Below are 10,348 nucleotides of genomic sequence, written 5' to 3' on the forward strand. Positions count from 1 at the left end.
ATGGCTTGCAAGGCACTCGATTGAGACAGATTCATACTCGTGATCGTCGCAAAGACGCATGTGGCTCGGCTGGCAATCAACAGCTCCTTTATGCCACCCAAGACAGAAGCCGGCACCGTTAGGGCCTTCTCCTGTTCCGTTGGGCTGCCTTAAAGGATCGTTTCCAGTTCGCTTAACTCGCGGTACTTCTTGCCGTACGCCTACCCGAGACTAAACAGCACCACCGTGACGTTCGCCGGCGATGCCCGCAGAGATGAATGGTTAAGAAAAATACATAATCATCAACGAAGATGCCCGGTCGTTCCACCCATAGGAGGTGAGATTTGAAATGAAGGAACGTCCTGGCGCCCAGAACCAGCTACCGCCAAGGTTTATATCCTCGGCCAGTACATACATAGGTTTTGCTCCGCTGATCATGGCGTCCACGCCCGTAACCTGATCATTGGCAGCCAAGCAGCCGAACCAGGCAAAGCTACAGTCCGTTAGCTTCCTGAAATCACCAACCGTTTTGGTTTCCCACTCCAAAATCCGCCACTGGTGGCCACCCCAGTCCTTGTTCTCATACAGATCGATATAACCCCCGTTCGGAGGTACACCCCCAGGAGGAGCGGCCTGCGGAACCACACCACCCATAAACAAAGAGGGATTTTCTTGGTGCAGCATCTCTGGCATACCAAAACTCAGACTTCGCTGTACAGAATTCCGCGTCTTGAGCCTGGGCTTCAGCGACGTATCCACCGTATTGCTGAAATATTTTTCTGCATCGCCTTGGCTAGTGAAGATATGGAGCATCTTCTCGTCCAAGGCATCCCTATCAATCACGTAGTGGAGCCGCGTCCCGTTGAGTTCGCTGATGGCACGGGGGTCTTCCTCGTGTTCATCAATGCTCATAGGTATGCCGGGCGGGCGGTGGAGGTTCAGGACGGATTCTCGTTGCGCAGTACCGACCTGGTCATGCTGTGCACCACAATGACACGCTGTACACCTGGGCGTATGTTCTGAAGCAGCAACCATGACTCCTCCTTGCGACATGAAGCAACCACAAGATCATCGACCGGCATGTCGTTGAACATGAATATCCATCCAGCTGCGCAGCCGATACCCTAATAATTACCGACCGTACCACCGGATGACTGCTCCCAAAAGAGGCCCGAAGATATTGTCATGAAGTAACAATGAGACCACACTGCTCTGCCCTCCTCCTCCTGCTACACCCCGCATCCAAACACGGCGGCAAGAGACGCTGGAAGACGCCGGCAGACAAAGACCCTCTGGCAGGATGACGCGTCGTCATCACCTTCGAAACGGGGTGAAGGGCACGTTTCCTGTCGGACGGAGCCATAACCACACCAAATGACCTTCCCCAGGACGTCCGATTACTGCGCCTGATCCAACTCAGCGTCTCGAACCCTCGAAACCATAGACCACCAAGACAACTTCAGTCCTGGAACTTGCCACACCAAGCGATCCCAGTATGCAGCCAGGAAGCGCTGGAATCCACAGTCAGAACGGCTCCATCCTAGCCTTTAGAGGCCGTCTTAAACGGTCGTTTGTGGCAGGATACTCATGCCGGATAAGGGTTAGATCAGGGTGACACTGCGGCCACCGGCCATTCCATACTTGCCAGCACCACGCCCCATCGACTGCATGCGCATCGTTTGGTGGATGGAACGAAGGTTTTGGTACGGAACAGGGAAGGCCAGTGCCCTACATGGTGTGAGTCAGTAGTCTGTGCTTGAGGTGGTATTGGTGCTAATTGCCGGCGGAGGCAAGAATGTTGATGCTGATGGTGAGCCGCCGGGGGTGGTCGCCGTCGCGCTTCTCCGGCCATTCCCAGTTGTTTTGAGGGCCTTCCCGCCAGGCGCGCTCCACGAGTTGATCTATGGGCGGCTGTGGCTGGAAGCGGCGGGGCCGGGCACGGTTGCTGCGGCTGGCTGCGCTCTTTGACACTCCGGCCCATTGAAGGGTATCGGCTATCTCGCGCACAGTCAGACCTTGATCCCTGAGAGCGCTGATGGCCTGTAGCCGGATGGTTTCATGGGCCTCTGCTGCCGCTTCCGCGTCCAGCTTGGCCTTGATGAGCGTTCCGGCAATCCATGATGAATCAAATTCCCGGCCGACGACATACTCACTGCCGGTCACGTCATCGAAGGAGCCGTCAAATTTGTACATTGAATCTTCATTGTGTCCCATGCTTGGGACAATAGCATATGTCCCAAGCATGGGACAAGTGCCAGGGTGGCCCTTATTAGCCCACCAGCAGAGCTCAAACGAAAACCACGCTCCATCCACCAAACGATGCGTAGGCAGCAGCTGAACCGAGGCGCTGGCAGCTCGCGGATGAGCGGTGGCCGCAGTGTCACCGGCTCTGCTGCTTGCCCTGGGTCTGGTTCTTCTTGGGTGTGTTGGTCTTGACCTTGTTCACGGTTCTGCCTTTGCCAGCCGCTGCGTGGCTGATGGGGTGTTTCTGTTGTGACTCTGCGAACTGGCGTGCGGCTATTCCCTTCTCGGGTGCCCCTGCTGCACGCATCCGGTCTGCGAGGGCTTCTTGGCGTTCCGCGGAATCGTACGCTGCCCCTGCGGTAACGAGGACTCGATCGCCTTGCTCCTCGTGCTGCTCGGCTGTTTCCCTCAACGCGGATGCCTGTGTTCGTTCTTCCTGGGCTTCGGGTGTTTCGGTCAGGAACAGGTCCCCATACCACGCTTCTTCCGCAGCTGAAGGGCCGTCGAGCTCAACACCTGCGGCTTGGTCCTTTTCCTGGGTAGACAGCGCGAACTCCTCTGCCGCTTCCCGGCTCTTCACGTCACCTTGCTCCCGTTCAGCGGCGGCTGCTTCTTCTGCCCTTTTCGCGGCGGCTTCTTTGGCGTCGTAGTCGTGCAGGAGGTTCCGCATCCGGGTTGCTTCTGGGTAGAAGCTGGGCAAGATGTCTTTACGGTTCGACACTATGGCCCACTCCCGCGCCTTGGCCAGTCTGGCAAGGTCCGCTTCCATCATGGGGGATGTGTGCACGGCGGATTCGCGGGCGAGCTTGTCCGCGTCGACGCCGTACCGCAGTCTGGCTTCAAGGCAGATCCGCTTTTCTGCCTCGGCGGCTGCCGGGTCGTGGTCTTTCCATGCGGTGGCGACACGGTAGGCGTCCATGAGTTCCCGAGGGTTCGCTGCATCCCACCACTGCTTGTGTTCCGTGGGGGCCAGCAAGGCCACAGCCGTCTGCTTTTCGCCGTCGAACGCCATGGTCAGCCGTGCGGCTTCACGGTCGTTCATCTGCGCTTTGTGTTCCATGTTCATCTGCCACACACGGGCGACTTCTCGTCCGAGTTGGGCGGAGATGGCCATGCCGTGTTGGAGGACTTGCTGGAGCGGTTCGTCTATTTCGTCTGCTTCGTTCATGGCTGTATGCCTTTCTCTGGGCCACGGTCTTTAGTCCGTGGATTGTTGCGGATAAGTCGGGGCCCCTGTGGGGTCCTGCCCCGTGCGGGGTGGCCTGCTGTGGTGTTGGTTTGTTGTTCGGCAAACATGCGGGCGGCAATGGCTTTTTCGCCCACACCGGCTGCCCGCAGGCGTGCCTCCAAAGCAGCCAGCTGCTCCCCGCGAGAGCTTGCCTTGCGGGCGGTGTCCGGTCGTGCTGTCAGCACTGCGGTGCCACCCTTTGCCTGCTCCTTGGTACCTGTGCGGGTCGGTAGTGGGTTGATGATCCGGTAGGCGTCGTGGACGGTGTCCAGGTGTTGGCGTAGGTCAGTGGTGAGGACCTCGGAGCGTTGGGCCCATCCTTTTGCGGTGAAGGCGCCTCCGAGTGTGGTGCCCATGTTTGCCCAGGCACGGACCACGGCTACTGCTCCTGCTCTGCGGGAGATGCCAATGGCGTGGTGGGTGCACAGGTCCGCGTAGACCGCTGAGGCCGGGGTGACGGCGCGGGCGGGCTTTTCGGAGAGTTCGGCGTGACGGGCAAATAGTCTCGCCGCTTCCGCTAGTTCCTTCGCGCTTGCCTCTCCTTCTGCTCCTGCTGCTACGGCCCAGGCGGAGAACAGCCCGGCCCCGTGACGGGCGATCTGGGCGTACTGTGCGGGGTCGTTGACATCTGTCTGCGCCAGCGTCTTGGCATAGGCGTCGAGTTCGTTGAAGTACTCCCGCAACTGTGCCCCGGATACGGCGCTCCGGTCCGGTGTGGCGAAGCGGCGATTCCTCTGTGCGGCGCTCCATTCCGGGACCGCCTCGGCTGCGCTGTCGGTCGGCCATCCTGCACGCAGTGCTGGTAGGGATAAGTCTTTGGCGAGGGTTCCTCCCCCGTACCAGATGGGCCGCTCTCCTTCGGTGGGCCGCATCGCCACTGAGTAGCCGGCCACTTTCCCCGTTCCACCCTTGGCGAAGTACGGACGGACCAGTAGGGAGTTGCCGCGTAGGCGGCGCACGTACTCGGCCTCCGAGCGTGCCCCGGCCCCGGCTGCCCGGACTTTCAAGGCGATCTCGTGGCGGGGTTGTTCTATCCGTGATTGCTCGGCAATCAAGTGCTCACGGGAGTCTCGATCCAGCATCGACCAGGGCACCATCCCTGCGGTGGTGTTGGCTTCGCGGGTGTGCTTGGCCATGGCGCGGCGGCGGGCCACTGATTGCAGCTCACCCTCGGCGTAGCCTTGGGTCTTCACACCTTGTGCAAGCACGCGCAGGCCGTGCTTCTTCTCCATCGCCCGCAACGTCGCTGAACTCTTGGCGAAGTCCTTGTTGGTGTTCCACCAGGTACCATCCTCACGGATCATGGACACTGCAATATGCACATGGTCGTTGCCGTTGGAGCTGACCCCGTGGCGTATGGCCGTCCACCGCATCGGCGGCTTCCCGTCCACCCCGTCCATCTCCATGCCGTGCAGGTATTCGCGCACCATCGTGTCCCAGAAATCATCATCCTTAACACCCTGTGTTGGGTCCAAGGAGAGGGAGACGTGAAAGACTTGGGCGCGCTTGTGGTTATCGGCGTGGTAGACCTTTTTGGGGTGGTTCATTTCATGGCCCAAGGCCATGGTGTTCGCTGCGTCTAGTTCCATGCCGTCGCTGACGGTGGCGATCAATTCCGAGGAACACACCACGTGTATGTCGGTGTGTTCGTTGGCTCGTCCTGGGCCTGCCAAATACTGGATCAGCCCGATCATGCGGTGGCCCTTTTTGATCTTCCCGATCATGGCCCCGACACTCCCCGCACCGTGGTGTCGATCCGCAGCATGAGCTGGCGCATGGCCGCGACACTGGCGGCGGCGTCAGCAGGGAACTCACCGGTCGTATTCGCGTGGCGGGCGATCTGGTTGATGTTCGATGAGACACGCGAGAGCAGTGTGCGAACCTGCGCCAGTTCCTGGATCAAAGCCTGACGGTCCGTATGCGATTCACCCTCGCGGGAAAGCGCCGACTCGACCACCAAACGGGCCACGGAAATCCCGTACCGCTGCGCTTTGACTTTCAGTGCCGCTTCCTCGGCCACCGAGACGCGGTAGGTCTTTTTCGTGGTGCGTCCCCCCTGGACGTCATCGCGGTTGGTCTTGCCCCACGACGCACCCACCACATCAGCTTCAGCGGCATCAGCTTCCGACAAGAACCTCACCCCTCCATGGCCTAGCGCAGCGACTCCACACCATGGAGACCGCACACACCACTCTGCCACAAACGCCGCTCCGCGACCAGCGTTTCAAGTAATTTGGGTACCCAAATTAGATAACTTGCTCTGCTCTGGGTCCTGTTGGGCTTTTGTCTCTTGCGACCGTGCGTGGCTGGGAGCTAGGCTTTTACCTATGGACATCAACACGCTGACCCAGCAAGCAGAAGACCGCCTGACGAAGGACCGGGACGCGAAGGTGGCTTCCGTGGTAGCTGCCGGTAAAAGCGGCGCAGCACTTGCTGAAGCTCGGGAGTTCCTGGCCGCTGCAGAACGTGAACACAACCTCAACCACGCAGCCGCCCTGCGCCACGGCTGGAGCGCCAAGGACTTGAAGGAAATGGGTATCGAGGCAGCAACGAAGCAAGCCAACGGGCGTCCCAAAAGGCAACCCGCAGCTTCCGCAGCGGAATAAAGATTGTTGGTCTTTAGCGTGGGGAAGTAACTAGCCTCCTGCCCACAGGGGCACGGCAAAAGATTAATCCTCCGGTCTTTTCCCGCACACCCGTGGACAGCAGGAACCAGCCGGACACCCGCACACAACCACCGACTCACCTTGGGCAGTCATCTCACCAGTGCTAACGGTGGATGTGCACGGCTTCTGTTGAGCTGTTGCCCACCAAAAGAACAAAGGGGGTGGTGGGTTGGGCGGGGGGCGCCAAAACCCCCCCCCCACCCCACCCCCCCCACCCGACAAACCCCACGGGCCCCACCCCCCCCCCCGCGGGGGGGGGGGGGGGGTGGCGCCCCGCCCCCCCCCCCCCACCCCCTTCTTCCTCTCCAACGGAGCTTCTTCATCTGAGTTTCCATTACCCCGCGCTTGTCTAGGCTGTGCACGGGCGACGGCCCACTCAACATAACTTTCTCGCGCCTGAGGACCACTGGCGACGGTGTGCAGCCGACCCCTTCCGGGTCCCGGTATCCACCTGGGGGCAGGAAAAGACCGAAGGAAAAGAATCTTTTGCTGTCCCCCTGTGGATACGGGGCAACACACCCCACCACGCACACACTCCAAAAGGGCCGACAAAGCCGGCCAAACTTTTCACGCCTCTACCGCTCCCCCGTCCTACGTGCCGGCCACAACGTGAGTCGGGAACCGGTGCCGGTGACGGCACCACAAACACGACGGCGACATGGCTGCCCACCTGTGGCGGCACCGGCACCGGCGCGCTCGAAAAAACCACCCACGGCAATTCGCTTCGATACCTCCCCCACTGCTAAAATGGGGACGAAGAAAAGCGCGGCACCTAGATAATTCCTGTATCTAGGTTCCGCGCTTTTACTTTGTTCTTTTCCTACTGCTCGGCCATCAGTGCCTCAACATCACTGAGGGTGTATCTTCTCCGGACTACAGGTCAATGTCAACGGTTGCGCGGCCCTTCAGACGTACTAGTTGTTCGAAACCCAACCATTTGCGGTGTCCAGCATCCGGCAAGTCGTGAAGGTTCTGGGCCTTCACGTTGAGGTTGTTAAGAGGAGGGTGAACTCTCTACATCTGCTCATGAAGGGGCAGACTCAGCAACTGTTCCTTTTTCCCTTCTGCTTCCTTCTCATTGACCAGATCAATCAGATAGATATAGGCGGCGCGTGCCACTCTAAGGGATTCGTGGCAGGCATGAATCAATTCCAGGAAATCGACCGTGCTATGTGTATTCTCTGTGACCCCCGTGGCCTCCCCATGGGTCAAATGAACCAACCGATGAGTGCCAGCATTTCGCAGGGTTTGCGCTGCCGGATATAGTCCTTCCGGACAAATGTCGAAGGAAAGTTCAGCCAGCGCGATCGCTGCTCCCTGCCCGTCTACGGGCAGCGGGAGCTTTTTCCTAATGGCACCCGAGCCGTTGTCGAACCAGTAGCTACGAAACGTGATGTTGCCGGGATTCAGCCCCGTTTGAAAGTGCTCATTCGCTGCAACTGCTATTTTGTCCAAGAGGTCGAGGCTAGCTCGCTGTGCAAGTATCAGCATCGCCGGAGGCTCCCCATACAGCGAATAATCAAGGGTATCGGCGTACCATCCGGTGTCCTCGTGGTGCTGCTTATACAGAGAATCCAGCAGCATGTTTTCGCCGCTGAACGCGAGCCTGCGCGCTGTGAGGAATTCTGCTTTGAGCACGTTCATGGAGGAAAAAATTGGTGGAGGGTCCGGCTCACCAAGACGGACAGTAACACTCTTGAGGCTGGCGCTATCCCACCTAGGTTCGTCCGATCCTAGTCCTTCAACAGCTAGAGTCAGGGCTAGCCTGTGCTGTTTGATCCACATCTGATAATCGTTTAGTTTGTCGCCCTCGTGGCTGATATGCCCAGGGCTGCCGGTGGGCTCTAGGGAATCCCAGCGTATAGCCGTCTCCTCTCCGGCGATTGCCACTGTTTGTCGCCGCAGATCCTTCGCTTTCTTCAGATAGAAGTCATAAACTGCTGCGTAATGGCCTAGCAGGCCGTGCCCACGGTTGATCCGACGACGCAGAAGCTCTGCCGCGTTCCCCGCAGCATTGCCGTTATTTGGATCCGCCTCTATAGCATCCGCGTAACACTGATACGCCTCAACCCAACGTCCCGATTCGTCCAATGAGTTGCCAAGGTTACATAAGGCTGTTGAGCGAGCAAACCCCTCCAGATCTGAACTTTTGGCAGCGCGTGCATTTAGGACGCGTGTGCGACGGACAATTTCACGCTCTCTCAATCGGAAGGGAGCGCGCTTATCTGCTTTGGTTTCTGTTTTTGCGCGGTGCTCAGTCCATGCCAGATAGTGGATCGATGTCAGTGCATTTGCGAGGTTATAGGCTGCCGAAGCCTTGGATCCTTCTTCGATGCTCTCCTCGTCAAGAACTTCCTGGGCCCACACCATTCCACGTTCTATTTCGTCAACATCAGATGCATCGCATGCCGCATCTATCTGCAGCGATGACAGACGCAGAAGCATCCTGATGCACTTATCAGGATCCACACTTCCGGAATCAATCAGTTCGTGTAACCCGATGTAGATCGTGCCAAGTCGCTTCATGGCAACCCTTGGCTGCCGCATCCATCTCGAGCAATCTTTAATTTCGCGTGCCAATTGCTCAAACTTCTGGCGCCCTTCGCGACTCTCCATGCTTCCCCCTGTTGAACCTGACGTTCCCGAACGATGTAGTTGCGCCGAATAGCTAACAGTATCGGTGCAGCCGTCGCAGCTGTAGCTGCATTACCTTTGGGCGGGGTTCCCGCCTTCACAGTCAGGGGATAACCGGCATTCCAAGTGATACCTGCCTCATCATCTGGCTTAGCTTTTCTCGTGCAGCGTTGATACTGATTTCTATGCCTTCCAGCTCGCCCAGCCATCCTCGCTGCTCAGCTTCGTTCTTCCTTTCTTCGAGGGCTTCAATGAGTTCTTCAAGGCGACGACGCTGCGTGGGGTCTGGTCGGAGCATGGGGCATCGGATGCAGGCGTGTTCGTGGATGCAGGGTGTTCCGTAGGCTCTCCCGCAGCTACCGAGTTCGACCTTTCTCTTCTTGAAGTGTTCGTGAAATTCGTGGATTTCTGTCTCGCTGGGTTCGAGGTAGTCATCTGCCGGCCGCAATGCTCTGCGTCTGTCGAGAAAGCTTCTGAAATGCCGGAGGGTGTCTTCGTCGTGGATGGCTGCATAGCCTTGCGTTGTGGCAATGTTTTGATGTCCCATGAGCCTGGCGAGGATGTGTATCGGCAGACCGGAGGCCAAGGCGGATGTGGCGAAGAGTCTTCGGAAATCATGCGGAGTGAATTTGTAGTCATTTCCGTTCTCGTTTTTGAGGCCGGATCTACTGATTGCGTCCTTTATGGATTTCCTGACCCACTCGGAACCCACTCGGATGACATGGTTCGGCGTTCGCTTCCACTGCGCAGCTGGAATAAGTGGGGCAGGGGCAGTCCGTAAGTGCGCTCAGCTGAGTCGTAGCGCACAGCCAAAGGTACACGTCCGTCAGCGGTTGATACTCGCTTCTTGACCTGGGCAAAGACGTGAGCAAGTTCCGGAGAGATGAGCAGTATCCGTTCTCGGTCTGTCTTTGAGGGGACGATCTGGAGAAGGGGCAGTGCTTCGCTACTTTCGGGGAGTCTGTAGATGGAAAAGGCGTGTGTGGTGATTTCGACAAGCTCTTCGATCCGTACTCCTGTTTCGCTCAGGGTGTTGATCAGCGCCCAGCTCCAGAAACAGTTTTCCTCACGCTGCGTGAGGTCAATTCGCCGTTCGAAGCTACCGCCTGTGATCCATACGCGGCTTGATCCGCGGGGATCATTGATTCTGCTCCGACTCATCTCCCGGCGGTGGTAGGTGACTCCGCGATATTCGAATTCTTGGCCTTGCTCCGCCGCTGTTCCTGCGGCAAGGAGCGACTGGGCCTCCTTCAGTTCTTGTGCTGTGCTCATGAGGAGCTTCGGTAGCAGAGGACTCAGATCCCGGATTCTTTGATGGATGCGGGCTTGAGTTCGCCTCTTGTTCTTGTTGGCCCCGGCTGTATCTTCTCGGGTCAGGAAGGAGGGTGCTGCCCATTCTGCCCAGTAGGCGTCGTCGGTGGCCCAGGAAGCAATATCAAGGTAGAGGCCTCTGACAATAAACAATGTGCGGTGTTTGCCCACGAGGGGACCTTGCATGAATCGGCTGAGCCAGGCCCTGCCTTCTTCGAAACTGATTCCAAGGTCTGAGGTGTGTCAAGAATCTGAGACAGTTGTTTAGTTTCTTTTGGGTTAGGCA

The 10,348-nt window shown here is 58.2% G+C and carries 9 protein-coding genes; 1 reads left to right on the forward strand and 8 read right to left on the reverse strand.

Annotated features, from left to right (window positions below; translation table 11 throughout):
* Positions 1-261: 261 nt before the first annotated feature.
* The 5 genes from Q4P21_RS14995 to mobC all read right to left on the reverse strand — a co-directional run bounded on the left by Q4P21_RS14995 (position 262) and on the right by mobC (position 5,582).
* Positions 262-891 carry a hypothetical protein gene (locus Q4P21_RS14995; protein ID WP_303389532.1) on the reverse strand — a complete coding sequence of 210 codons (630 nt, stop codon included), beginning with the start codon at positions 889-891 and terminating at the stop codon, positions 262-264.
* Between the two features lie 861 nt (positions 892-1,752).
* Entirely contained in the window at positions 1,753-2,193 is a 441-nt protein-coding gene (locus Q4P21_RS15000; RefSeq protein WP_303389533.1) for a hypothetical protein, read from the reverse strand.
* Positions 2,194-2,359: 166 nt separating this feature from the next.
* Positions 2,360-3,391, reverse strand: coding sequence for a hypothetical protein (locus tag Q4P21_RS15005; protein ID WP_303389534.1), 1,032 nt, complete (start codon positions 3,389-3,391; stop codon positions 2,360-2,362).
* Positions 3,388-5,175, reverse strand: a complete 1,788-nt coding sequence (locus tag Q4P21_RS15010) for a hypothetical protein (RefSeq protein ID WP_303389535.1) — start codon at positions 5,173-5,175, stop codon at positions 3,388-3,390. Before Q4P21_RS15010 ends, Q4P21_RS15005 begins: the two co-directional genes overlap by 4 nt.
* Positions 5,172-5,582: a plasmid mobilization relaxosome protein MobC gene (mobC, locus tag Q4P21_RS15015; protein WP_303389536.1), complete on the reverse strand. Its 411-nt coding sequence runs from the start codon at positions 5,580-5,582 to the stop codon at positions 5,172-5,174. Before mobC ends, Q4P21_RS15010 begins: the two co-directional genes overlap by 4 nt.
* Before the next feature lie 196 nt (positions 5,583-5,778).
* On the opposite strand from mobC, the gene Q4P21_RS15020 reads away from it, so the two are divergent.
* Positions 5,779-6,057, forward strand: coding sequence for a hypothetical protein (locus tag Q4P21_RS15020; protein ID WP_303389537.1), 279 nt, complete (start codon positions 5,779-5,781; stop codon positions 6,055-6,057).
* A 1,074-nt stretch (positions 6,058-7,131) separates the two neighbouring features.
* On the opposite strand, the gene Q4P21_RS15025 is transcribed toward Q4P21_RS15020, so the two are convergent.
* From Q4P21_RS15025 to Q4P21_RS15035, 3 genes are all read right to left on the reverse strand, one after another.
* The gene (locus Q4P21_RS15025) at positions 7,132-8,733 is read right to left on the reverse strand and encodes an LA2681 family HEPN domain-containing protein (RefSeq protein ID WP_303389538.1); all 1,602 of its coding nucleotides are present in this window, start codon (positions 8,731-8,733) and stop codon (positions 7,132-7,134) included.
* Between the two features lie 121 nt (positions 8,734-8,854).
* Complete coding sequence (locus Q4P21_RS15030) at positions 8,855-9,463, reverse strand: site-specific integrase (RefSeq protein WP_303389539.1); 609 nt, start codon at positions 9,461-9,463, stop codon at positions 8,855-8,857.
* Positions 9,433-10,233: a hypothetical protein gene (locus tag Q4P21_RS15035; RefSeq protein ID WP_303389540.1), complete on the reverse strand. Its 801-nt coding sequence runs from the start codon at positions 10,231-10,233 to the stop codon at positions 9,433-9,435. The genes Q4P21_RS15030 and Q4P21_RS15035 overlap by 31 nt, the downstream gene beginning before the upstream one ends.
* Positions 10,234-10,348 lie beyond the last annotated feature (115 nt).

The sequence above is a fragment of the Arthrobacter sp. genome, assembly GCF_030540645.1.
Classification (GTDB): Bacteria; Actinomycetota; Actinomycetes; order Actinomycetales; family Micrococcaceae; genus Specibacter.